This window comes from Streptomyces finlayi, from assembly GCF_014216315.1.
Taxonomy (GTDB): domain Bacteria; phylum Actinomycetota; class Actinomycetes; order Streptomycetales; family Streptomycetaceae; genus Streptomyces; species Streptomyces finlayi_A.
On sequence record NZ_CP045702.1, the window covers coordinates 5,855,787 to 5,877,659 of the forward strand.

Here is a 21,873-nt window from a genome sequence, read left to right on the forward strand (position 1 = left end):
GGCCCCTCAGAGCCACCCCTGCTGCCGGGCCGCCCGCATCGCCTCCATGCGGTTGCGGGTGCCGGTCTTGCCGATCGCGGACGACAGGTAGTTGCGGACGGTGGACTCGGACAGCCGCAGCTTCACCGCGATGTCCGCGACCGTCGCCCCGTCCACGGACGCGTTCAGCGCGTCGCGCTCCCGCGCCGTGAGCGGGCTGGGGCCGGCCCCGAGTGCCGCCGCCGCGAGCGCCGGATCGATCACGGTCTCGCCGCGCAGCACCTTGCGGATCGCCTCGGCAAGCTCCTCGACCGGCCCGTCCTTGACGAGGAACCCGGCGGCACCGGCCTCCATGGCCCGGCGCAGGTACCCGGGCCGCCCGAAGGTCGTGAGGATCAGCACCCGGCAGTCCGGCACCTCGTTCCGCAACAGGGCGGCGGCGTCCAGCCCGCTCATCCCCGGCATCTCGATGTCCAGCAGCGCCACATCGGGCCGCGCCGCCAGAGCGGCCCGCACGACCTCGTCCCCGGCCCCCACCTGCGCGACGACCTCGATGTCCGCCTCCATGCCCAGCAACAGGGCGAGGGCGCCCCGCATCATGCCCTGGTCCTCGGCGAGCAGAACACGTACGGACCGCGCGGGGCGGTGATCCTGCGGCATCTCGTTCACGGGGTCAGGTTATGGCCGGCCGGGTTCGGGGAAGCCCGGGACGCTTCCGGCACCGGGAGTCCGGCCAGTACCCGGAAGCCGCCGCGTTCCGCCGGGCCCGCCTCCAGGGAGCCGCCCGCCTGGGCCAGGCGTTCCGTCAGGCCCTTGAGGCCGGTGCCCGTACGGGACCGCGGCTCGCGGTCGGCGGGCATGCCCCGGCCGTTGTCCGTGATTCTCAGGCGGACGTGCTCAGGTGAGCCCTCCACCTCGATCTCGCAGCGTGACGCACCGCTGTGCCGTACGGAGTTGGTGACCGATTCACGTACCACCCAGCCCATCAGCGCCTCGCTCTGTGCGGTGAGCGGCGGTCCCGACCGGTGCACGACGGGCTCGATCCCTGCGGCGGAGAGTGCCGAGCGGGCCCGGTCCAGTTCCGTGGCCAGGCTGCCCTCGCGGTAGCCGGTGACGGCCTCACGGATCTCGGTGAGGGCCTGGCGGCCGACCGACTCGATGTCGGAGACCTGTTCCAGCGCGGCGTCCATGTCGTGCGGGGCGAGCCGGCGCGCGGCCTCGGACTTCACGACGATCACCGACAGGGTGTGGCCCAGCAGGTCGTGCAGATCCCGGGAGAAGCGCAGGCGTTCCCGTTCCACCGCCGTGCGGGCCAGTTCCTCCCGTGTTTCGCGGAGTTCCTTGACCGTCTCGGAGAGCGCGACGATCGCAGCCGTCACCATCGCGGAGATGAACGTCCCGTACGCGGCGTTGACGGCGCCCCAGCCGTCCCGGAGCCTCGCGACCAGTCCGGCCAGTGCGCTCAGGCCGAGAACGACAGGGAAGAGGTGCCTGCCGCGCACGATCGAGCCGGTGGCGAGGCCGAGCAGCATGAAGAAGAACAGCCAGCTGCGGGTTGCCCGCCAGCGCGACCGCGAAGCGCACCCGTTGGGTCTGGCCCCCCGAGAGCTTGTCGACGCGGCGTCCGGCGAAGTCGGTCAGCCCGGCCAGCGCCAGCGCCTGCGCGACCGGCATCGGCCGCGGATAGGTGGAGGCGACGAACGCGACCAGCTCCCGCACGGTGACCCCGGGGACCCCCGCCCCGTCCTGCAGCATCGCCCCGATCCGTCCGGCCCGAACCGCCCGCCCCGGGGTGTCACCGAAGAGCCGCACCTGACCGGCGTCGGGTTCGTTCAGGCCCAGGAGAAGTCCGATCGTGGAGGACTTGCCCGCCCCGTTGCGCCCGAGCAGGGCGACCGTCTCGCCGCGCCGTACGGCGAGGTGGACGCCGTCCACGGCCCGTACGGCGCCGTAGTGCTTGACCGCCCCGTCGAAGCTCACCGCGGGTGCGAAATCCGGTGTCTGCGTCATGCCGACGACGTTACGGAGGAGGCGGCCACCCCCGGCAGATGCGGATGTACGGACTCGGCGGTGACAAATGTACCGGCCCGCCCCCGAACGGATCTGACGTGGCGTCAGCGGTATTCACAAGTGCTGGAGCTTGCGTTATACATAGGCCATCGGCCCTAGAACACGTTCTAGAACGCGTGGGAGGAAGAGCGGGGCCGGTCCGCACGCGACCTCGGTGCGGCCGCCGGTGCGGACGGCCGTGCCGGGGTCTCCCCGCCCGCAGGACCAACCATCAAGGAGCAGATCCCCCATGCCCATTGATGCCGTGAAGGCGGTCGCCGCCGCACCCAGGACCGCCGAGATCCGCTGGGAGCACAAAGACATCCAGCTCTACCACCTCGGCCTCGGCGCGGGCATTCCGCCCACCGACCCCGGCGAGCTGCGCTACACCCTGGAGTCACGGCTCCACGTGCTCCCCACCTTCACCACCGTCGCGGGCGCGGGGAAGGCCGTGGCCGGCGTGGTCTCACTGCCGGGTATCGACATCGAACTCGCCTCCGTCCTGCACGGAGCCCAGTCCGTACAGGTGCACCGGCCGGTCCCCGTCCAGGGACGCGCTGTGCAGAGCGCCGCGGTCGCGGCCGTGTACGACAAGGGCACCGCGGCCGTCATCGTGCTGCGCACCGAGGCGGCGGACGACGAGGGCCCCTTGTGGACCAACGAGTCCCAGATCTTCGTACGCGGTGAAGGCGGTTTCGGCGGCGAACGCGGCCCCTCCACGAAATTCGCCCGGCCGGCCGTGGTGCCCGACCGCACGGTGGAGCGTCGGGTCCGAGAGGACCAGGCCCTGTTGTACCGGCTGTCCGGTGACTGGAATCCGCTCCACGCCGATCCCGACTTCGCCGCGCTAGCCGGTTTCGACCGGCCGATCCTGCACGGGCTGTGCACCTTCGGCATGGCGGTCAAGGCCGTCGCCGACACGGTGCTCGGCGGAGACGTCGCCAGGATTCGCTCGTGCGGCACCCGCTTCGCCGGTGTCGCGTTCCCCGGCGAAACCCTCCGTATCGACATGTGGACCTCGGACACCCGCACCGCGGTGACGGTCTGCGCCGTCGAACGGGACGGCGCACCGGTCCTCGACAGCACGCTCGTCGAATACTCCTGAACCACTCCACGAGGGGAGCCGCACCATGCGCGCAGCCGTACTGCACGAGATAGGCCAGGACAAGCTGGAAGTCCTCGACGACGTCGAGGCGGTGGGCTTCGGCCCCGGAAAGGTCAAACTCCGCATCCGGGCCACCGGGCTCTGTCACTCCGACGTCTCCGCGATGAGCGGAGTGCTGCCGCAGCCCGCCCCCTTCATCCCCGGACACGAGGGCGCGGGCGAGGTCATCGACATCGGCGACGGGGTGACCGGGCTCGCCCAGGGTGACCGCGTCCTCGTCTGCTGGCTGCCCGCCTGCGGCGCCTGCCCCTCGTGCAGGCGCGGACAGACGCACCTCTGCCTCGCCGGATTCATGAACGCGGGCACGCCCAACTTCAAGCGCCCCGGCGGTGACGTCTTCGGCTTCGCGGGCACCGGCACCTTCACCGAGGAGGTCGTCGTCGGTGCGGGCTGCGCGGTGCCGATCCCTGACGACCTGCCCTTCGACATCGCCGCACTGATCGGCTGCGGCGTCACCACCGGGCTCGGCGCCGCCATCAACACCGCACAGGTCGAGGCGGGTTCGTCGGTCGCCGTGATCGGCTGCGGAGGGGTCGGCATCTCCACGATCCAGGGCGCGCGGGTCCAGGGCGCCGCCCAGATCGTCGCCGTCGACCCGGTCGCCTCGCGCCGCGAGGCGGCACTGCGCTTCGGTGCGACCGAGGCGGTGTCTCCGGACGGACTCGCCGACGCCAGGCAGCGGATCACAGCGGGCGAGGGCTTCGACTACGTCTTCGAGGTCGTCGGGAAGTCGGTGACGGCCCGGACCGCGTACGAGAACACCCGGCGCGGTGGCACGCTCTGCGTGGTCGGCGCGGGCGCCATGGACGACAACTTCCAGGCCAACATGTTCGAGCTGTTCTTCGACGAGAAGCGGATCCTGCCCTCCATGTACGGCGGCGGGGACGTGCTGCGGTCCTACGAGCGGGCCATCGCCCTGTGGCGCGCGGGCCGCATCGACCTCGAATCGATGATCACCCACCGGGTGCGGCTCGACGGCATCAACGACGCCCTGGACCAGATGAGGACCGGCGAGTCGCTGCGCACCTGCATCGAGCTCTGACCGCCCCGCCGAAAGGCCGGGGAGGGCCGGCACGGGCCGGGAAGGGCCGGGAAGGCCGAGAAGGACCGGGAACGACCACTAGAGAAGGACGCTGAGGGCTGCGATGTCACATCCTCTTCCCCTGGACGGGCTCACCGCGATCGTCACCGGCGCCGGCCGAGGCCTCGGACGCGCCGAGGCGCTGGAACTGGCGCGGCTCGGCGCGGCCGTCGTCGTCAACGACTACGGGCAGCCCGGCCGCGACGGCTCGGGCGCGGCATCGGCCGCGCCCGCCGAGGAGGTCGCCGCGCAGATCAGGGCGGCCGGCGGCCGTGCGGTCGCCCACCTCGGTGACGTCTCCGACCACGAGCAGGCCCGCGCCTTGGTCGAACTGGCCGTGAGCACCTACGGAAAGCTCGACATCCTCGTCAACAACGCGGGCATCCTGCGGGACCGGATGATCTTCTCGATGACCGAGGACGAGTGGGACTCCGTCATCCGGGTCCACCTCAAGGGCCACTTCAACACCACGCATTTCGCCGCCTCCCACTGGCGCACCCGCTCCAAGGGGGCCGGTGGTCCCGTCTACGGGAGGATCGTCAACACCTCGTCCGAGGCGTTCCTCGCGGGCTCGGCCGGTCAGCCGAACTACGCGGCGGCCAAGGGGGGCATCGTCGGCCTCACGACCTCCACCGCCCAGGCGCTGGCCCGTTACGGCGTCACCGCCAACGTGATCTGTCCGCGGGCCCGTACCCGTATGACGGAGGACGTCTTCGCCGGCTTCCAGGAACCGGCGGACGGTCGCCTCGACGCGCTGGCTCCCGAGCATGTCTCCCCGCTCGTGGGCTACTTGGCTTCCCCGGCGGCCTCCCAGGTCAACGGCCAGCTGCTCGTCGTGCACGGCGGCATGGTCGCGATCGTCGAACGGCCCAGGGTGGCGGCCAGGTTCGACTCGTCCAAGGAGACCTTCACCTTCGACGAGCTCGACGGGCTGATCACTCCGTACTACGAGGACCGCCCGCCGCACGAGACCTTCGCGGCGGTCGAAGTCCTCGGCCTGAAACGCGAGTAGTCACCGACGGGAGAGGGCCGCCACAGCCGTAACGGCCGTGGCGGCCCTCCCCCGTCCCGGTCGGATCCTGTTGTGCGGCGCGGCTCAGGCGGCCGCTCCGCCACCCCCTTCGGAGAGGCGGCGGTGGCGGCCATACGTTCGCGTGGCCGTGTTCTCCATCGCCGCACCCCCTCGGTGCTTTCCGGAGCCGCCGGCTTCGGCCCGTTGCGCGTCCGCCCCCGGCGGGCGCGTCTGGGTCGTGTCGGTTCGGGCTTCAGACATGTGGGAAGTCACCCCGTTGTGATCGCTTACGTGTGTGTCGCAAGCCACGCCACCGCCATCCGACGCGGTCACCGTCGGCGACCGCCCCGTCATACGGATGCGTGGCCCAGGCTCCGGATTCAACCAGGCGCCAGGCGCCCCAGGAGAGGCGCCTGCCCCAACGGAACCGGCTTACACACCACAGGAGGCACGGGAGCCGCGGATGGTTCCGCTCCGCTTCCTGCCTGGTCAGACGGGTCCCCGGGCCGGTACTCCTCCCTGTCCGCCGGAGCGTCGACCAATGCCACCGCGCACGGGGCCGCGGCGTGCGCGTACGGGAGACGCAGTACGCCCTCCCGGCTCCAGGAACCGCAACCGGCCTGCCACCCCTCGGGCGCGGCGAACTGGTGCAGCCGGCGGCCCGCCGGACGCCACACTCCCACCCAGCTGCCCGCGGCCCCGTCGATCCGCAGCGCCACCGCACAGCTCTCCGGCATCAGCATCTGCCCCGGCTGTACGGCGAAGGGCGTCACCGCGACATCGGCCGGGCGCAGGCACTCCGGGAACCGCACCGGCAGCGAGCTGCCGAGCACGCCCCAGCCGAGCCGGTCGTGGCCCGGCGCGTCGGAACGGATGAGCAGCAGCCCGCTGTCCGCGTCGGCCAGCAGCAGCCGGTCGTTGCTCTCCGCCGCGATCTGGAGGAGTGGCGTCACCTCGCCGCCCCGTTCCAGGTCGACGGCGACCGCCTTCACCGGGCCGCGGCCCGGCAGCTTCCGGTCCAGTGCCAGCAGCCGCCCCGCCCGGTCCAGCCACACTCCGCCGGAACAGTGCCCCGGGATCTCGGCGACATGTTCGGGACCGAAGGCGCCGCCCGCCACCAGCCAGACGGCCGTGGAGCGTTCACCGGCCACCAGGGCGAAGACGCTCCCGCCGTCCGGTGACGGCGGCAGCAGCGTCAGTCCGGTGCATTCGATCGCGCCCAGTGGGAGCTCTCCCGTCCCGGGGCCGGTGGGGTAGAGCAGAGAGAAGGCGTGGCGGTCGGCTACCAGCCGCCGGATGAGGACCCGCCCGTCGGCGAGAGGCACGACATCGGAGTCCCGCTCCTCGGGCTGGTCCAGCGGGAGCGGCACCGCGTACGGCTCGGGCCCGTCCAGGGTCCAGCGCTCCGGATACCAGGCGCGGTCCTCGCCGGGTGCTGCCGGGGCGGCCGTGAGCCGTGCCGCGTACGAACCGTCAGCGGTGATCGTGAACGGCGGCGGGGGCAGAGGCGACGGAACGGCCGGCGCGGCTTCACCGGGCAGGCCGTTCCCCGGCACTCCATGGCCCGAAACGGCGGCTTCCGGCTCTCCGGGCTCGCCCGGGTCCTCGTCCAGCGGCTCCACCGTGGCGGTGGCCCCGGTGGTCTCACCCTCGATGGCACAGGCAGTCATGCAGCCATCACCTCCGGCAACCGAAGCTAGTTTTCGCACTTCCTGCCGAACAACGCCACCACGCGCGCTTCACACATAAGGGTGGCGATGTCCGTATTCGCCTGAGAGGCAGAGGGTGGTTGTGCTGGGGGCGGGATGCGAAGGTTGGGCAGTCCTGAGAAGTGCCTGTGGCGACGACCTGCGCGCCGACCTCGTGAAGTAACGATTCGTAGCCGGCTGCCGGTCCGCTCCCACGGGCTCCCGGCAGCCATGAACGGCGGGGCGCGGACGGAAGGTAGCCTTTCCTCGTGCCCCGTCTGTCTGAAGTCATCGCCGAGCTCGACGCCCTCTGGCCCCCCGAGCGGGCCGAAGGGTGGGACGCGGTCGGCACCGTCTGCGGAGACCCGGACGCCCATGTCGACCGGGTCCTGTTCGCGGTGGACCCCGTCCAGGCCGTCGCCGACGAAGCCCTGACCCTCGGTGCCCAGCTGATCGTCACCCATCACCCGCTCTATCTGCGCGGTACGACGACGGTCGCGGCCACCACCTTCAAGGGCCGGGTCGTGCACGGCCTCATCAGCAACGGCGTCGCGCTGCACGTCGCGCACACCAACGCCGACACCGCCGACCCCGGAGTCTCCGACGCCCTCGCCGGCGCCCTCGACCTGCGCGTCACCGGACCCCTCGTACCGGACCCGACCGACCCCAAGGGGCACCGCGGGCTCGGCCGGATCTGCGAGCTGGACCACCCCGAGACCCTCCGCGAGTTCGCCGCACGCGCCGCCGTCCGGCTCCCCGCCACCGCGCAGGGCATCCGGCTCGCGGGCGACCCGGACGCGCTCGTGCGTACCGTCGCCGTGAGCGGCGGGTCCGGCGACAGCCTCTTCGACGCCGTGCGCGCCGCGGGCGTCGACGCGTACCTGACCGCGGACCTGCGCCACCACCCGGCCTCCGAGGCCGTCCAGCACTCGTCGCTCGGTCTGGTCGACGCCGCACACTGGGCCACCGAATGGCCCTGGTGCGAGCAGGCCGCCGCACAGCTCGACGCGATTTCCGACCGCCACGGATGGGGCCTGCGGGTCCACGTCTCGAAGCGGGTCACCGACCCCTGGACCACCCACCACTCTTCTGGAGCCCCCAACTGAACGCCGCGCCCGCCGACCAGATCCGACTCCTCGAAGTCCAGGCCCTCGACGTACGTCTGTCGCAGGCGTCCCACAAGGCCCGGTCGCTGCCCGAGCACGCCGAGATCGACGCGCTCAGCAACGACCTCGCCCAGCTGCGTGACCTGCTGGTCGCCTCCCAGACCGAGGAGGGCGACACCACCCGCGAGCAGACCAAGGCGGAGCAGGACGTCGACCAGGTGCGCCAGCGCGCCGTCCGCGACCAGCAGCGGCTCGACTCCGGTGCGGTCTCCTCACCCAAGGACCTGGAGAACCTCCAGCACGAGATCGTCTCGCTGGCCAAGCGCCAGGGTGACCTGGAGGACGTCGTCCTCGAAATCATGGAGCGCCGTGAAGGTGCCCAGGAGCGGGTCACCGAGCTGACCGAGCGGGTCTCCGCCGTCCAGGCCAAGCTCGACGACGCCATCGCCCGCCGTGACGCGGCGATCCATGAGCTGGACGCCGAGGCGGCGACCCTCACCAAGGACCGCGAGGTCGTCGCGGGCGCCGTGCCCGCCGACCTCCTCAAGCTGTACGACAAGCTGCGCGCCCAGCAGGGCGGCGTCGGAGCGGCCCGCCTCTACCAGCGGCGCTGCGAGGGCTGCCGGCTGGAGCTCAACATCACCGAGGTCAACGATGTGAAGGCGGCGTCCCCGGACACCGTGCTGCGCTGCGAGAACTGCCACCGCATCCTGATCCGTACCTCGGAGTCGGGCCTGTAATGCCCCCTCCCCACCAGCTGGTCGTCGAGGCCGACGGCGGCTCCCGGGGCAACCCGGGGCCCGCCGGCTACGGCGCCGTCGTCATCGATCCGCAGACGGGCGAACCGCTCGCCGAGGCCGCCGAGTACATCGGCGTCGCGACGAACAACGTGGCCGAGTACAAGGGCCTCATCGCCGGCCTCAAGGCCGCGAAGGCGCTGTTCCCTTCGGACGACGCCCCGCGGGTGCACGTCCGGATGGACTCGAAGCTGGTGGTCGAGCAGATGTCGGGCCGCTGGAAGATCAAGCATCCCGACATGAAGCCCCTGGCGGCCGAGGCCGCCCGGATCCTTCCCCCGGCCTCCGTGACGTACGAGTGGATCCCGCGCGCCGAGAACAAGCACGCGGACCGGCTCGCCAACGAGGCGATGGACGCCGGCAAGCGGGGCAGGCAGTGGGAGCCCTCGTCCTCGACGGCGGCCCTCGACGCCGCTTCCCCGGCGGTCCCCCTGGACCTCCCGCCCGTCACCGGCCCGCCCGGCGACGCCGTGGCCGGTGCGGCGAAGGCCCGCGCGGCCATGGCCTCCCGGGCGACGACCGCGGCGCCCGTCGCCCCCGCCACCACGCCGCGGACCGGCTGGGGGACGGCGCCCGACCTGGGCGCGCCCGCCACGTTCGTCCTGCTGCGGCACGGGGAGACCGTCCTCACCCCCGAGAAGCGCTTCTCCGGCAGCGGCGGCAGCGACCCCGAACTCTCGGTCGCCGGCCGGGGGCAGGCCGCCCACGCCGCACGGGCCTTCGCCGACCGGGGCACCATCCAGGAGATCGTCAGCTCACCGTTGCGCCGCTGCCGCGAGACGGCGGCCGCCGTGGCCGGGCGCCTGAGCCTCGACGTCCGTATCGACGAGAATCTGCGCGAGACGGACTTCGGTGCCTGGGAAGGCCTGACGTTCGGCGAGGTGCGCGAGCGGTACGGCTCCGACCTGACCGCCTGGCTGGCCTCCCCGGACGTGGCCCCCACGGGCGGCGGTGAGAGCTTCGCCGAGGTCGCCGACCGCGTCTCGGCCGCCCGCGACCGCCTCATCGCCCGCCACCAGGGCCGCACCGTGCTTCTCGTCACCCACGTGACCCCGATCAAAACCCTGGTCAGGCTGGCGCTGGGAGCCCCGCCGGAGTCGTTGTTCCGCATGGAACTCTCGGCGGCATCCGTCTCGACCGTGGCCTACTACGCCGACGGCAACGCCTCCGTACGCCTCCTGAACGACACCTCGCACCTGCGCTGACGGCTCAGCCCCGCAACGCCGACGCCTCACGCGCCAGCCGCTCCACCCGGTCCCAGTCCTTCGCCGCCACAGCATCGCCGGGCAGCATCCAACTGCCGCCCACACAACCGACGTTCGGCAGCGCCAGATACGTCGGAGCCGAGGCGGGCGAGATGCCGCCCGTGGGACAGAAGCGGGCCTGCGGAAGGGGTGCGGACAGCGCCTTGAGATAGGCGGTACCGCCTGCCGCCTCGGCCGGGAAGAACTTCATCTCCGTCACGCCGCGCTCCAGCAGCGCGACGACCTCGGACGTCGTGGAGACACCCGGCAGGAACGGCACCCCCGACGCCTTCATCGCATCCAGCAGCGCGTCCGTCCACCCCGGACTCACGAGGAACCGGGCCCCCGCGGCCACGCTGTCCTCGACATTCCGTACGGATATCACCGTGCCCGCGCCCACCACCGCGTCCGGCACATCCACCGCGATCGCCCGGATCGCGTCCAGCGCCGCCGCCGTCCGCAGGGTCACCTCGATCGCCGGAAGCCCGCCCGCGACCAGGGCCCGGGCGAGCGGCACCGCGTCCGCCGCGTCCTCCAGGACGACGACGGGGACGACGGGTGCGAGATCGAGGACGCGGGGCAGGGCGGGAGCGGGAGAGGTCATGGCCTCATCCTGCCGCGCCGAAACACTCCACGCAATGAGCGTTGCATATTATGCAACGCTCTAGTGGATCTCCGTCACCACCACGTCGAGTGCCCACGCCCGCCCGGCCCGCTCGGGTGCCCGCGCCTCCACGACGAACCCGAGCTGCCGCAGTACGTCCACGAGCTCCGCGGGGCTCTTCGGCCGAGCCCCGGCCATGAGCAGTTCCCGTACCATCCGGCCCTTGGTCGCCTTGTTGAAGTGGCTGACCACGGACCGCTTCTCGACCCCGTTCACCATCTGCGACTGCAGCACCCGCACGCTCGCCGTGCGCTCGGCGACCACGCCCTTCGGCTTCCACGCGGCGGTGTACGCCGAGGACCGCAGATCCAGCACGAGTCCGCCCCCGGGGGCCTCCGGCATGACCTCCGCCATGGGGGTCCGCCAGTACGAGCCGAGCGCGCCGAGACCGGGCAGCTTCACACCCATCGAGCAGCGGTACGAAGGAATCCGGTCGCCGACCCGCACCGCGCCCCAGAGCCCGGAGAAGACCATCAGCGACTTGTTGGCCAGCCGACGGGCAGCGGTGTCCAGCGAGCCCAGGTCCAGGGCGTCGTACAGCACCCCGGTGTAGATCTCCCCGGCCGGACGCGTCCCCGCCGTGCGGAGCCCGACGTTCTTCGCGATCTCGCCGCGCAGCCCTTCGCTGAGCCCGAGCACGTCGCGGGCCTTCTCCTCGTCGGCAACGCACAGTTCGACGAGCTCGCCGAGGACCGCTTCCCGCGCGGCGGCCAGACCCGGCAGGGACAGGCTCTCCACCTTCAGGGGCGCACCACGCCCCGAGGCGGCCTTTCCTTCGGAGGGCGGCAACAGGACGAGCACGGTGTCTCCTTCATACGCAGGTGGGGCCCTGCAAGGGTACGGGTCCGTAGTGGGCGCCCCTCCTGCACCGCTCCACAGGTTCCCCCGGTCACCCACGGCGGCACGGGCGCACACAGGTCCCTTGGCCACCGCCGGTGGCACGGCCCACAGGCACCCACCCGCCGGCCGGTCCGGGGCGTGCGGGAGGGTCCCCGCAGGGTGAGGAACGGACCCCCACCCCAGGCCCGGGATGCCCCACCCCCGCCCCAGCCCTGCGCTCGGGACATGCCCCGCCGTCCCATACACGTGCTGGTGGCGGACGCGGGCACCGGCATCCCGCGTACGCTGCCCGTCGCCCCGGACGGCGCCGTCATCCTGCTGAGGCGCTCCGCGCAGGCTCTGCACATCGACTGACGGGAACCAACCACATCGAGGACCCGGCGATCGTCGCCCGGATCGAGGGGACCACGCGAGGCTCCCGCTGGGGGAGCGGCTGCGGGTGCGGCTCATACAGGCGGAACCGGGTGCGGCGAAGGTGCTGTTCGCACCCGCGTGAGGGCGGCGACCGCGGCCCGTGGGTCGTCGGCGTGGAAGCGGACCGTCCGGGCCAGGCCGGCCTTGCCCAGCGGGCGTACGAATCCGATGGGTTCCGTCAGTTCCACGGTCACCGTCGTCTGGCCGCCCACCGCGAGATCGAGCACCCCGTCCGGGCTCAGCCGGACCAGCCCGCCTTCGGGGTAGCGCCGGTCGACCCGGGCGGACGCCACCGAGGCGGCGGGCACGGCGAGGTCGAAGAGCCCGCCGTAGCGGATGCGGAGCGAGCCGTCCGCGCCGATCACGTGCGGCCGCGTCACGCAGGCCGCGTGCAGGGCGAGGACGAGGACCACGCCGTACACGTCGACGACCAGCAGGACGGCGTGGACGACGGGCCAGGGGATCACCAGGGCGAGTGCCACCGTCTCGATGACGGAGACGAAGACCAGGCCGTACATCATCGCGGTCTGCGGCCCGGTGTACGGGACGGCCAGGGCGTCGCCGGCCACACCGTGGCGGCGGCGCACGATCCACAGGGCGAGGCTGTACAGGGCCCGCATCTCGTGCGCGAGGAGCCGTCGGACCGGTACGGGGACCAGGGCGCGTACCCCGTCGCGCAGCGCCTCGCGACGGTCCGAACCCGCCCGGCGGCCTGCCGCGTAGAGCCGCCACAGCACCCAGCTCTCCAGGACCAGCGCGGCGAGCACCAGCAGTTCTGCCCCGAGGAGGACCGCGGCCGGTATCCGTACGCCGGCCACGAGGCACACCACCAGGGGCAGTTCCAGGGGCAGCACCACCCATGCCGGCATCCGCGCCATCCGTACGCTCATCGCTTCCTCCTGTTCACCCGGTCGGTCATGGCGGTCATCACCCGGCGTACGACCTCGGCCTGCGCGGGCGGATAGTCGGCGAGCAGCGCCTCTCCGAAGCCGGTCGGGGCGGGGCCATCGTCCGGGACCGACTCCAGCGCGGCGTCGGGCACGACGGCGACCAGGTCGGCGGCCAGCCGAGCGATCCGCGGGTCGTCGGCGGAGGCGGAAGCGAGTGCGTCCATCCGCTCGTACAGCCCGAGTACGGCCGGATCGTCGGCCAGCGCCCGCAGCGCGGCGAAGCCCTCGCCGCCCATCCCGGTGGAATGGAGCAGCGCCAGATGCTCGCGGTCCCTGGCGGCGGCCGGTGAGTGCGGGGCGGGCGAGGTCCCGAGCAGTTCGGCCAGCTCGCGTGGGACGGGCTGCTCAGTACCCACGGGCCGCTCCAGCAGCTCGGCCAGCCGCCGGCGCCGGTCCCGGATCTCCTGCTCCTGGCGGGCCAGGTCGGCATCCAGCTCACCCAGTACCTCGGCGAGCTCGCGCCCTTCGTCGTCGGCGAGGACATCGCGCACCTCGTCGAGCCCGAGCCCGAGCTCGGTCAGCCGCCGGATACGGGCCAGCAGGACGGCGTCGCGCACGCTGTACGTCCGGTAGCCGTTTCCCCGCCGTTCGGGCTCGGGCAGCAGCCCGATGTGGTGGTAGTGCCGAATGGCCCGGGAGGTGACTCCGACGAGCGCGGCGATCTCTCCGATGCGCATGAGCCCAGTAGAAACCTTGCCGTTGCGTCAAGGTCAAGCGCGTGCGGGGGGAGGGGCCGACCTCCGGCGAGCCGAGGTGGTCCTGTGCCACGATCGAGGGAAGCACTCCCATCTCACGGACGGCGGGTCCACCGATGTCCCAATCCGGCGAGCGACCGAGGAAGGGGCGTGACATGAGTGCCATGCCGCACGAACCGCTCACGCAGGCGGACGTCCTGCTGGAAGGCTTCCCGGCTCCGGCGGGTAGCATGGGCGGCACGGCAGACGAGCCGGGCGGACGGCCGCGTGAGGATCTTCGGATCCTCCCGAGGAACGTCCGGGCTCCACAGGGCAGGGTGGTGGCTAACGGCCACCCGAGGTGACTCGCGGGACAGTGCCACAGAAAACAGACCGCCCGGGACCTCGGTCCCGGGTAAGGGTGAAACGGTGGTGTAAGAGACCACCAGCGCCTGAGGTGACTCAGGCGGCTAGGTAAACCCCACCCGGAGCAAGGTCAAGAAGAGCCGTCGCAAGACGGCTCTGCGTGAACGTTCGAGGGCGGCCCGCCCGAGTTCACGGGTAGACCGCACGAGACCGGCAGCAATGCCGGTCCTAGATGGATGGCCGTCTCCCCGGCCGCCGCGAGGCGACCGGGCGACAGAACCCGGCGTACAGCCCGACTCGTCTGCCTCCACCTGGGGCTTTGGCTCGGAAAGGGCCTCCGACCTGGGTCGGAGGCCCTTTCCGATCTTTAGCGGGCTTGCCACGTCAGGCGGCAAAACGTCCCTCGAAAGCCCCTCGGGCGCCGGGCCGTTGTTGACTTCGAGCGTCGCCACAAGGGGGCAGGGGAGTTCACCAGCCACAAGGGCGTCTCCAAGGCGGTTGCCCATCTTGCAGGATCCAGGCTGACGCGGGATCTGCTCGACCCGTTCTGCGGCGCGGGCTCATTCCTCTGGGAGGCCGGCCCGTACTGGAATCAGGTCCGGCTCACGATTATGGGCATCACGCAGTTCCTCTGCTCTCAGGTCGCTCTGGAACTCAAGGAGTCTGCCTCCCGGGCGGTCCGGGAAGGAACCTGGGACGATCTTGCATGGGAACTCGTCGCCTTCGATGACTGAGCTGAGAGGTCGTGACCGGCAGACCGATCTCGGTGACGGCGCCGCCGGCGGACGCCAGTCAGGCGGGACGTACCAGGGCGTCGAGCATCTTCTCCAGTAGGTCGTTGTTCGCGTTGAAGCCGGCCACCGATGCGGCGATGTTCTCCTCTTGGTCCATGTCCTGCCAGGAGATGGCGTATCCGGCTTCGCGGGCGAGTTGGGCGAGGAAGGCGCGCTGGGTGCGACCGTTGCCTTCCCGGAAGGGGTGGATGGCGTTCACATCGCCATACAGGTCGGCCAGGGCTTGGATGAACTCCAGGCGGTCCAAGCTTTGCAGGTGGTCGTTGTCGGCGAGCTTGTGGAACACCTCCTTCGCGAAGGAGACGATGTGGATCGACGGGCAGAACGAGGTGCCCTTGGAGATCTCAATGGTTCGTAGCTCCCCGGCCCACGGGTACACGCTGCCGAAGATCTGCCGGTGTAACGCTTGCAGGTGTGCGAGGTCGTAGCTGCCAGGCAGCGGCTCGGCGTCCAGGATGGCGAGTTCCACGGCGGCGATGTCCGCTTCGGCCTCGGAGAGCTCGGTTGCGTCGGTGATGCCGAGACTGTTTCGGAGGACGCCGTTGGGCTCGCTGTAGGGGTCGGTCACTCAGCGGCCTTACGGGTGTAGCGGGCAAGGGTGCGGGCGCGCAAGGCTGCGGCGTCGAGTTCTCCGCGTGCGTAGGCGTCGAGGCCGGCGGTGGTGTCTGCGCTGACGCGCAGCCCCTCGGCCTCGGTGGAGCCGATGGCGGAGGCGACCGCCGCTTGGCGACGTTGGGCTTGCTCGTTCTGTTCGCGTCGTCGGTAGCCCTCTAGGGATGCGACGTCCACACGGCGGTGGGTGCCGACCATGCGGAAGTCGATCACGCCCTTGTCAAGCAGCTTGACCAGGTGCGGCCGGGAGACACCGAGGCTCTTCGCTGCCTGGATAGTGGACAGCTCCATACTCTTGGCGATTACCTCGACCGCGCGGCCGGAGGTAATGAGCGCCATGGTCTCCATGAGGACAGCCAGGGCTTCACGTGGCACCTCCATGGTGACCTTGCCCGCTTCCGCGACGGTGATGTGGAACGTCTCGGCACTGCTGGTGAGGGCGTCACGCAGGCATGGCACGGCCTCCTCGACGCTGCGTTTACGCTGCTTCTTCCGCGTCCGCTGCGCCTGGGTCCCACGCAGTGCCGACGGGTTCTCAGTGGGGCGCTTGCGCGGCACCTTCTTCCGGGTGTGGGAGTCGACCTCGTAACTGAGGGTCGTCGTACTGTCGTCGGTGGGGTGCTTCTTCTGCTTGGCCGGTTTCTGTTCCTGGTCGGTCACGGGCATGGGTGCGTCCCCAACTTTGAGTGGCTGCTATCACCGTCAACCATATGAAACAAGTGAACCAAGTGCAATATGTGCAACTACTTGGAGCGGAGGCGTTGCCCTTTGCGGCACTGGAGGGCAGCAGTCCGCGCCTTTGTCCCCGGTCAGGGTGACGCCGGTGTTGCCGAGGGTCACGTACGTGCTGCCGTTACCGCACTCGTTCGTACCGACCTTGGTACTCGGCGAGGTGTCCAGCGCCCACGGCGCCTTCGGCGGACGGTTGAACTCGACGATCAGTTTGGCGTCGGGCTTGAACTTCTTCCAGCTGTAGACGTCCTTGGCATCCTCCGCGCTCTGCGGGGCACGCAGACCGAAGGTGATGTTGCTCCACTTGCCCGCTGCGGCCTTGATGGCCGCGTCGTTGGCGATGAAGTCGACAGGCTTGTCCGCAATCGGGCAGAGGGCCGGCCATTGTTATCTTCACGAAGGAATTCGGATGGCGCATGAAGAAATGGGTGGAGATACCCGTGTGCACCGATTGCCAAGGCCGGTACAAGAAGTAGTAATTCCAGCCGGACGCCACGTACGATCCGGGCTTGGCGTGGTCGAATTGATTCTCTCGAACAGGAAGTATATGCAGTGAGCAGGAACCTGGCCGAAATCGAGATCGGCCGTATACGGTGGGAGGATTTTCGCACCCTCGGCGACCGGTCGAACGCTGTGCCCGGTGCCCTGCGTCGCCTGTTCGCGGCCGCCGGTGAGGACGAGGTCATGGGCGTCTACTGGGAACTCGAGAATGTCGTGGTGGTGCAGTCGCAGCTCCACAGTGCGGCACTGCCGACAGTCTCCGTTCTCCTGGCAGCCCTTCTCGACGAGATGTCGGCCGATGCCCGCGATGCTGTCGTGGAACTCCTCCTGCAGATCGTGATGGGTGAGTCCGCCAAGGACGAGATCGCCTTGGGTAATACCAACCTCGGCGATCAGTGCAGGGCAGCCGCACGAAACGGTCTGTGGCTCGTCTACCGCGAACTGGGTACCCGGCGCCGTGAGACGGCGGAGGCCATCCTGGAGCACATCGAGGATGACAAGCCGAGGCTCGCCGCCTATCTGGCCGGTGTCCGAGGCAAGTAGCGTGCGGACCCTTCGGCCTGTCGGCTGAAGGAGCACCCTTGACACCTCGACGGCACAGCACTTCCGCATGCCCGGCCCGGCGGACTACCGCGCCGACAGTAAGGAGTGGTCATGTTCGGTACCTTCGACCAGCTGTTCGCACCCAGTAGGCGGCACACCGAGGAAGAGCGGCGCAGGCAGGAGCTGGTCCTGGAGGAGGCCGGGGACGCCGATCCGGGCAGGGGGCCGGTAGACCTCACCAGCGGTGTGGTCCTGATACGCCCCGCGCGTTCCCCGGAGCCGCAGGACCCCGAGGACGGCTGACGGCGGCCCGGCGCGTCACCACGCCTCCTCGTCCCCGGGCGACTGCCAGAGGAAACGGCCCTCCAGCCCGTCCGGCGAGAGGAAGGCGTAACCCACTCCGCCGTCACCGAAGTTGATCCAGAACGGCAGCCGGTCCACGGCGAGCTGCCCAAGGAACTGCATGGGCTCGCCACTCGACCGTGACAGCGGCCAGGCGGGCTGCTCCAGCCAGACGGGCTGCCCGCCGAGCTTGGTCACGGGCGTGCCGACGCGATGCTCGGCGGGAGTGAAAGCGAGGGGAACCGGCACGGTCATGAAGCCTCCATGAGGGCGGGTCAGGCATGACCGGCATGCGAGCGGCGGGACGTGCCTCGGCGGCAGGGACGCCGCACCGGGTGCACATCGCGAACGCTAGCTCCCGCGTCGGTGCGACCCGGCCCCACCCCCGGGCTCGCCCCCCTTCGTGGGCCCGAGCCGCAACGGTCAGGGAGCGATCGCCATGTCGAAGAGGTGGACGTCGGCGTTCGCGGGCAGGACCACGAAGTCGACCGTCTTGGACGGGTCCAGCGGGACCGAGTGGGCGAAGACGCTGTACTTCACGGTGGCGTTGCCGTAACCGTCCTGGCGGTTGCGGCCGTCGGTCGACTTGACCAGCGTGGCGCCGTGCGCGGTGACCGGGTCGAAGGACCAGTTGGGGAAGCCGAACGAGCCCGTCGTGGTCGTGCCGTCGGTGTAGTACACGGTGCTGCTGCCCGTGGCGGAACTCCCGACGCCCGAGCCGAGGAACACCAGCTTGCTGCCCTTGCCGCTCAGGGTGATCGCCTGCCCCGAGCTCGCCACGTTGTCCGTCGTGCCGGCCGCTACATCCGGCCAGGTCAGGGTGGCGCCGAGGGCGCTGACGGATGCTCCGGGGGTCAGGCCGACCGCGGCGAGCTTCTGCGCGGAGAAGCTGTTGCCCTCGCCGTCGTAGTTCCCGGCCGTCGTCGCGGACTCGTCGGTGATCGCCACGCCGTTGTACGCGGCCGCGAGGTTCGCCCGCGGCTCGCCGCTGCGTTCCGAGCGGGTGCCGGTGGCGGAGCCCATGCCGTCCCCGCCCGTGTACGTCGCCGTCGCCTTGAACGTACGGATGACGAACCCGTCCCGCTTCTCCGGGACCTGGATGCGGAAGGTCGTCGTGGCCGAGGCGCCCGTGGCCAGGGAGCCGTCCACGTGCTTCAGGGACGGCTGGACCGCCCATCCGGTGGGTCCGGCGAACGTGACCCGCAGTGAACGCAGGCGCTGCGGGCCCGCGTTCTTGACGGTGACGTCCACCGAGGAGATGGCCGGGCCGTCGAGGTCGACGGATGAGATGGTCACCTCGGTCTTCGCCCCGTCGGCTGCGGACGCGGCGGACGAAGCGGACGCGGCGGGTGCGGCGACGGCCGCCCCGGCAGGAATCAGCAGGGCCGCTGCCACGGCCAGGACTCTGAGCGGGGTGATCAGTCGTACGGGTCTCAAGGTCTGCTCCTTCGACGGGGACGCCTGGGTGGGAGGGTGCGGCTATGCGACGGGGGGCATGTCCGTCTCGCGCGAGTCCAGGCCCGTACGCAGGTTGACCCAGGAGCCCCGGGTGAAGTCGGGGACGGCGACCGGGCGGCCCTTGTCGGCCAGGGACATGACGCTCAGGGGGACGGGCGCGCACCAGACGGCGGAGTCGTACACGTCGATGTCGGGGACCAGTCCGGCCCGCATCAGCTGGATGGTGCGCCACTGCAGGACGTAGTCCATGCCGCCGTGGCCGCCGTTGTTCGCGGCGTCGTCACCGATCTTCTTCCACAGCCAGTGGTCGAACTCCTTGCGGTACGTGTCGAAGTCGCGCCAGGAGTGGCCGCCGTGGTCCGGCTCCACGTAGACGCGTCCGCCCGTCGTCGAAGTACCGGCGTAGTCCTCGAAGATGCCTCGGCTCCCGGCCAGGGTGTTGATGCGGCTGTAGGGGCGGGGCGAACTCACGTCGTGGTCGGCCCGGATGGTCCTGCCGTTCGCCGTCTCGATGGCGCAGCTGACGAGGTCGCCGTTGACGTACGTCTCGTTCCACGACGGGTGGGACCTGGGGACGAAGCGCTCCCGGTAGTCGGCGAGGCCCTTCGGCGCGGTGGCGGTGGCCTTCAGCGTGGTCATGCGGTCGCCGCGGTTGATGTCCATGGCCGCCGCGATCGGGGCGAGGCCGTGCATGGCGTAGAAGGAGGCGGTGGAGCGGGTGTGCCAGAGCCTGCGCCAGGAGTCGGTGTAGTACGTGTTGGAGAAGAGCAGGGCGCGCAGGTCGTGCAGATAGCCGCCGTGGCCGTTGGTGATGTCGCCGAACAGGCCCTCGTGGGCCATCTTCAGCATGGCCATCTCGTTGCGGCCGTAGTTGCAGTTCTCGGCGAGCATCAGGTTCTTGCGGGTGCGCTCCGAGGTGTCGACGAGGTCCCACAGCTCGTCCAGCTCGGTGGCGACGGGGAGTTCGACGATCACGTGCTTGCCGGACAGGAGCGCGGCCTTGCCCTGCTCGTGGTGGAACTCCCAGGGCGTCGCGATGTAGACGAGGTCGATGTCGTCGCGCTTGAGCATCTCGGCACAGGAGTCGGCGGAGCCGCCGAACTCCGCAGGGCGCGGCTTCCCCTTCGCCACCAGCCCGTCGGCGGTGCGCTTCACGCGGTCGGCGCGGATGTCGCACACCGCCGTCACGGTGCAGCCGGGGATGACGGACCAGCCCGTCGTCATTCCGGAACCCCGGTTCCCGAGTCCGATCACACCGACGCGGACGGTCGCGTACGGCTCGAACGGCACGTTGACCATGGACTTCTGGCCGGGCGCGCGACGCGGTGCGGCGGCTCCCGCCAGTGCGGAGGGGGCGGTCGGCGCGGGTGCTGCCGCGGCGCCGGCGGCCGAGCCGATCCCGGCGGCGAGTGCCCCCGTGGCCAGCGTTCCTCCCAGAACCAAACGGCGTGAGACTGCGGGTATTTCGGACATGGCGACAACGCTCCTGTCGTGTGACCGGCATCACTGGCGGCAACGACTCTCGCCGGAATGTCGGTCGCATGTCAATAGGTGTTCGCAGAAGCCGTGTTCTGAGCAAAACCAAGCATCCCGTGAGCGTCGGAGATGCCCGGTTCGCCGGGGGCCCGTTCAGATCACCGGGGGGCGGCCCAGCATCGTCATGCGCCACACCGTGCGCCAGCGCATCGGGCTGCGCGGGCCGCACGGGGTCCGTACCCCCTCGGCGAAGCCGGCCGCCCAGGCCCGCAGCCCTTTCGGTGAGCGGGTCCGTGCCACGGTGAGCAGGGTCCAGGTGCCCAGATAGGCGGGGACCAGGGGCAGGGGCAGGTTGCGGCGGGCCAGCCAGACACGGTTGCGGGCCGTCATCCGGTAGTAGACCGCGTGCCGTGCCGGGGAGGTCTTCGGGTGCTGGAGGAGCAGATCGGGCTCGTAGAGGATCTTCCAGTCCGCGTCCAGCGCCCGCCAGGACAGATCCGTCTCCTCGTGGGTGAAGAAGAACTCGGCGGGCCAGGTGCCGGTCTCCGCGAGCATCTTCATCGAGAACGCGTGGCCGCCGCCCAGGAACGCGGTGACCGGTCCGCGCCGCATGGGGTCGGTGGTGCGCAGCCGGGGCACATGGCGGCGCTGTGTCTCACCGTGCTCGTCCGCGATCCGGAAACCGACGATGCCGAGCCGGGGATCGGAGGCGTAGAGCTCCTGGACCTTGCGGAACACCCCGCTGTCGACCAGCAGTCCGTCGTCGTCCAGCTCGATGACCACGTCCACGTCGCCCAGCTCGGCCAGTCGGCTCAGGGCCACGTTGCGCCCGCCCGGGCAGCCCAGATTCTCGGCGAGCTCGATCGTGGTGACACCGCCCTCGAGACCGGACAGGCCGGGCAGGGTGCTGAAGTCCGGCAGCGGGGAGCCGTTGCCCACGACGACGAGCCGGGTGGGCCGGACGTCCTGCATGGCCACGGACGCGAGCAGCGCCTCGACCTGCTGCGGCCGGTCTCCCATGGTGACGATGGATACGCCGATGCGTGGTTCGGACAAGGGTCGGCACTCCTGGGTTCGGCGACGGGTTAGGTGACGGGTTAGGTGACGGGGCTGCGGTGCGCGTGATCGTAACGCCTCGGGGTTCACCTGTCCGTCGCCGCCCGGCCACCGGAAGGGCGTTCCTCGTTCACGGAGGCGTACATGAGCATGTCCCGGCGCCGCTCGCCCACTCGCTGCCAGCTCCGCAGCAGGCCCTCGCGCCGGAACCCGGCCGCCTCGGCGGTCCGTACCGACCCGGTGATCCACGGTTGCGGGAGGTCACTCAGCTCCCAGGGGCGCAGGACGAAATGGGGTCCCGCGGTCATGCTCGGTACGGTCAGCGGCTGA

At 70.7% G+C, this 21,873-nt stretch carries 22 protein-coding genes, 1 other RNA gene and 3 pseudogenes; 11 read left to right on the forward strand and 15 right to left on the reverse strand.

Annotation, left to right across the window (positions count from 1 at the left end):
• Window positions 1-6 precede the first annotated feature (6 nt).
• From F0344_RS26760 to F0344_RS36145, 3 genes and pseudogenes are all read right to left on the reverse strand, one after another.
• Window positions 7-639 carry a response regulator transcription factor gene (locus F0344_RS26760; protein WP_185302910.1) on the reverse strand — a complete coding sequence of 211 codons (633 nt, stop codon included), beginning with the start codon at window positions 637-639 and terminating at the stop codon, window positions 7-9.
• A 5-nt stretch (window positions 640-644) separates the two neighbouring features.
• Window positions 645-1,529, reverse strand: a pseudogene (locus F0344_RS36140) (sensor histidine kinase); the annotation flags it as partial.
• Window positions 1,516-1,989 (reverse strand): annotated as a pseudogene (locus F0344_RS36145) (ATP-binding cassette domain-containing protein); the annotation flags it as partial. The pseudogenes F0344_RS36140 and F0344_RS36145, both read right to left, overlap by 14 nt.
• Before the next feature lie 289 nt (window positions 1,990-2,278).
• Here F0344_RS36145 and F0344_RS26775 point away from each other — a divergent pair.
• The 3 genes from F0344_RS26775 to F0344_RS26785 all read left to right on the forward strand — a co-directional run bounded on the left by F0344_RS26775 (window position 2,279) and on the right by F0344_RS26785 (window position 5,286).
• On the forward strand, window positions 2,279-3,133 hold the full coding sequence (locus tag F0344_RS26775; RefSeq protein ID WP_185301202.1) for a MaoC/PaaZ C-terminal domain-containing protein: 855 nt from the start codon (window positions 2,279-2,281) through the stop codon (window positions 3,131-3,133).
• A 25-nt stretch (window positions 3,134-3,158) separates the two neighbouring features.
• Window positions 3,159-4,235 carry a Zn-dependent alcohol dehydrogenase gene (locus F0344_RS26780; RefSeq protein WP_185301203.1) on the forward strand — a complete coding sequence of 359 codons (1,077 nt, stop codon included), beginning with the start codon at window positions 3,159-3,161 and terminating at the stop codon, window positions 4,233-4,235.
• A 103-nt stretch (window positions 4,236-4,338) separates the two neighbouring features.
• Window positions 4,339-5,286, forward strand: coding sequence for a 3-oxoacyl-ACP reductase (locus F0344_RS26785; RefSeq protein ID WP_185301204.1), 948 nt, complete (start codon window positions 4,339-4,341; stop codon window positions 5,284-5,286).
• 380 nt (window positions 5,287-5,666) lie between these two features.
• On the opposite strand, the gene F0344_RS26790 is transcribed toward F0344_RS26785, so the two are convergent.
• Window positions 5,667-6,956, reverse strand: a complete 1,290-nt coding sequence (locus F0344_RS26790; protein WP_185301205.1) for a hypothetical protein — start codon at window positions 6,954-6,956, stop codon at window positions 5,667-5,669.
• 287 nt (window positions 6,957-7,243) lie between these two features.
• Here F0344_RS26790 and F0344_RS26795 point away from each other — a divergent pair, with 287 nt between their 5' ends.
• From F0344_RS26795 to F0344_RS26805, 3 genes are read left to right on the forward strand one after another with little or no spacing between them, the layout of a single operon-like run.
• Window positions 7,244-8,080: a Nif3-like dinuclear metal center hexameric protein gene (locus F0344_RS26795; protein ID WP_185301206.1), complete on the forward strand. Its 837-nt coding sequence runs from the start codon at window positions 7,244-7,246 to the stop codon at window positions 8,078-8,080.
• The gene (locus tag F0344_RS26800) at window positions 8,077-8,820 is read left to right on the forward strand and encodes a zinc ribbon domain-containing protein (RefSeq protein WP_185302911.1); all 744 of its coding nucleotides are present in this window, start codon (window positions 8,077-8,079) and stop codon (window positions 8,818-8,820) included. Before F0344_RS26795 ends, F0344_RS26800 begins: the two co-directional genes overlap by 4 nt.
• Entirely contained in the window at window positions 8,820-10,082 is a 1,263-nt protein-coding gene (locus F0344_RS26805; RefSeq protein ID WP_185301207.1) for a bifunctional RNase H/acid phosphatase, read from the forward strand. Before F0344_RS26800 ends, F0344_RS26805 begins: the two co-directional genes overlap by 1 nt.
• Before the next feature lie 4 nt (window positions 10,083-10,086).
• On the opposite strand, the gene eda is transcribed toward F0344_RS26805, so the two are convergent.
• Together eda and yaaA are read right to left on the reverse strand one after the other, a co-directional pair.
• Window positions 10,087-10,725, reverse strand: coding sequence for a bifunctional 4-hydroxy-2-oxoglutarate aldolase/2-dehydro-3-deoxy-phosphogluconate aldolase (gene eda, locus F0344_RS26810; protein WP_185301208.1), 639 nt, complete (start codon window positions 10,723-10,725; stop codon window positions 10,087-10,089).
• Window positions 10,726-10,785: 60 nt separating this feature from the next.
• Window positions 10,786-11,586 (reverse strand): peroxide stress protein YaaA, encoded by an 801-nt coding sequence (yaaA, locus tag F0344_RS26815; RefSeq protein ID WP_185301209.1) that lies wholly within the window; start codon window positions 11,584-11,586, stop codon window positions 10,786-10,788.
• A 264-nt stretch (window positions 11,587-11,850) separates the two neighbouring features.
• Here yaaA and F0344_RS36150 point away from each other — a divergent pair, with 264 nt between their 5' ends.
• On the forward strand, window positions 11,851-11,979 hold the full coding sequence (locus F0344_RS36150) for a hypothetical protein (protein ID WP_258050332.1): 129 nt from the start codon (window positions 11,851-11,853) through the stop codon (window positions 11,977-11,979).
• A 92-nt stretch (window positions 11,980-12,071) separates the two neighbouring features.
• On the opposite strand, the gene F0344_RS26825 is transcribed toward F0344_RS36150, so the two are convergent.
• Window positions 12,072-12,929, reverse strand: a complete 858-nt coding sequence (locus F0344_RS26825) for a hypothetical protein (RefSeq protein WP_258050132.1) — start codon at window positions 12,927-12,929, stop codon at window positions 12,072-12,074.
• Window positions 12,926-13,666 carry a MerR family transcriptional regulator gene (locus tag F0344_RS26830; protein ID WP_185301210.1) on the reverse strand — a complete coding sequence of 247 codons (741 nt, stop codon included), beginning with the start codon at window positions 13,664-13,666 and terminating at the stop codon, window positions 12,926-12,928. The genes F0344_RS26825 and F0344_RS26830 overlap by 4 nt, the downstream gene beginning before the upstream one ends.
• Before the next feature lie 265 nt (window positions 13,667-13,931).
• On the opposite strand from F0344_RS26830, the gene rnpB reads away from it, so the two are divergent.
• Together rnpB and F0344_RS36895 are read left to right on the forward strand one after the other, a co-directional pair.
• Window positions 13,932-14,333, forward strand: an RNA gene (gene rnpB, locus F0344_RS26835) — RNase P RNA component class A.
• Between the two features lie 196 nt (window positions 14,334-14,529).
• Window positions 14,530-14,763, forward strand: a pseudogene (locus tag F0344_RS36895) (hypothetical protein); the annotation flags it as partial.
• 58 nt (window positions 14,764-14,821) lie between these two features.
• On the opposite strand, the gene F0344_RS26845 reads toward F0344_RS36895, so the two are convergent.
• Window positions 14,822-15,391 (reverse strand): Fic/DOC family protein, encoded by a 570-nt coding sequence (locus F0344_RS26845; RefSeq protein WP_185301211.1) that lies wholly within the window; start codon window positions 15,389-15,391, stop codon window positions 14,822-14,824.
• A complete protein-coding gene (locus F0344_RS26850) occupies window positions 15,388-16,101 on the reverse strand; it encodes an antitoxin VbhA family protein (RefSeq protein WP_185301212.1) in 714 nt (237 codons plus the stop codon). Before F0344_RS26850 ends, F0344_RS26845 begins: the two co-directional genes overlap by 4 nt.
• A 618-nt stretch (window positions 16,102-16,719) precedes the next feature.
• Between F0344_RS26850 and F0344_RS26855 the strand changes: the two genes are divergently transcribed.
• Both F0344_RS26855 and F0344_RS26860 read left to right on the forward strand, forming a co-directional pair.
• The gene (locus F0344_RS26855) at window positions 16,720-17,211 is read left to right on the forward strand and encodes a hypothetical protein (protein WP_185301213.1); all 492 of its coding nucleotides are present in this window, start codon (window positions 16,720-16,722) and stop codon (window positions 17,209-17,211) included.
• A gap of 111 nt (window positions 17,212-17,322) precedes the next feature.
• Window positions 17,323-17,514: a DUF6191 domain-containing protein gene (locus tag F0344_RS26860; protein ID WP_185301214.1), complete on the forward strand. Its 192-nt coding sequence runs from the start codon at window positions 17,323-17,325 to the stop codon at window positions 17,512-17,514.
• Between the two features lie 15 nt (window positions 17,515-17,529).
• On the opposite strand, the gene F0344_RS26865 is transcribed toward F0344_RS26860, so the two are convergent.
• From F0344_RS26865 to F0344_RS26885, 5 genes are all read right to left on the reverse strand, one after another.
• Window positions 17,530-17,808, reverse strand: a complete 279-nt coding sequence (locus F0344_RS26865) for a hypothetical protein (RefSeq protein ID WP_185303043.1) — start codon at window positions 17,806-17,808, stop codon at window positions 17,530-17,532.
• A 168-nt stretch (window positions 17,809-17,976) separates the two neighbouring features.
• Window positions 17,977-18,990, reverse strand: coding sequence for an NEW3 domain-containing protein (locus tag F0344_RS26870; protein ID WP_258050133.1), 1,014 nt, complete (start codon window positions 18,988-18,990; stop codon window positions 17,977-17,979).
• 42 nt (window positions 18,991-19,032) lie between these two features.
• Complete coding sequence (locus tag F0344_RS26875; protein ID WP_185301215.1) at window positions 19,033-20,484, reverse strand: Gfo/Idh/MocA family protein; 1,452 nt, start codon at window positions 20,482-20,484, stop codon at window positions 19,033-19,035.
• Between the two features lie 156 nt (window positions 20,485-20,640).
• Entirely contained in the window at window positions 20,641-21,543 is a 903-nt protein-coding gene (locus F0344_RS26880) for a glycosyltransferase family 2 protein (RefSeq protein WP_185301216.1), read from the reverse strand.
• 86 nt (window positions 21,544-21,629) lie between these two features.
• Window positions 21,630-21,851, reverse strand: a complete 222-nt coding sequence (locus tag F0344_RS26885) for a hypothetical protein (protein ID WP_185301217.1) — start codon at window positions 21,849-21,851, stop codon at window positions 21,630-21,632.
• Window positions 21,852-21,873: the final 22 nt, after the last annotated feature.

Bases quoted from the DNA above. Each gene is read 5' to 3' on its own strand.
- F0344_RS26775 (WP_185301202.1), top strand. From the start codon at position 2,279: ATGCCCATTGATGCCGTGAAGGCGGTCGCCGCCGCACCCAGGACCGCC.
- F0344_RS26860 (WP_185301214.1), top strand. From the start codon at position 17,323: ATGTTCGGTACCTTCGACCAGCTGTTCGCACCCAGTAGGCGGCACACC.
- F0344_RS26850 (WP_185301212.1), bottom strand. From the start codon at position 16,101: ATGCCCGTGACCGACCAGGAACAGAAACCGGCCAAGCAGAAGAAGCAC.
- F0344_RS26825 (WP_258050132.1), bottom strand. From the start codon at position 12,929: ATGAGCGTACGGATGGCGCGGATGCCGGCATGGGTGGTGCTGCCCCTG.
- F0344_RS26785 (WP_185301204.1), top strand. From the start codon at position 4,339: ATGTCACATCCTCTTCCCCTGGACGGGCTCACCGCGATCGTCACCGGC.
- eda (WP_185301208.1), bottom strand. From the start codon at position 10,725: ATGACCTCTCCCGCTCCCGCCCTGCCCCGCGTCCTCGATCTCGCACCC.
- F0344_RS26760 (WP_185302910.1), bottom strand. From the start codon at position 639: ATGCCGCAGGATCACCGCCCCGCGCGGTCCGTACGTGTTCTGCTCGCC.
- F0344_RS26790 (WP_185301205.1), bottom strand. From the start codon at position 6,956: ATGACTGCCTGTGCCATCGAGGGTGAGACCACCGGGGCCACCGCCACG.
- F0344_RS26875 (WP_185301215.1), bottom strand. From the start codon at position 20,484: ATGTCCGAAATACCCGCAGTCTCACGCCGTTTGGTTCTGGGAGGAACG.
- F0344_RS26780 (WP_185301203.1), top strand. From the start codon at position 3,159: ATGCGCGCAGCCGTACTGCACGAGATAGGCCAGGACAAGCTGGAAGTC.
- F0344_RS26805 (WP_185301207.1), top strand. From the start codon at position 8,820: ATGCCCCCTCCCCACCAGCTGGTCGTCGAGGCCGACGGCGGCTCCCGG.
- F0344_RS26865 (WP_185303043.1), bottom strand. From the start codon at position 17,808: ATGACCGTGCCGGTTCCCCTCGCTTTCACTCCCGCCGAGCATCGCGTC.
- F0344_RS26830 (WP_185301210.1), bottom strand. From the start codon at position 13,666: ATGCGCATCGGAGAGATCGCCGCGCTCGTCGGAGTCACCTCCCGGGCC.
- F0344_RS36150 (WP_258050332.1), top strand. From the start codon at position 11,851: ATGCCCCGCCGTCCCATACACGTGCTGGTGGCGGACGCGGGCACCGGC.
- F0344_RS26885 (WP_185301217.1), bottom strand. From the start codon at position 21,851: ATGACCGCGGGACCCCATTTCGTCCTGCGCCCCTGGGAGCTGAGTGAC.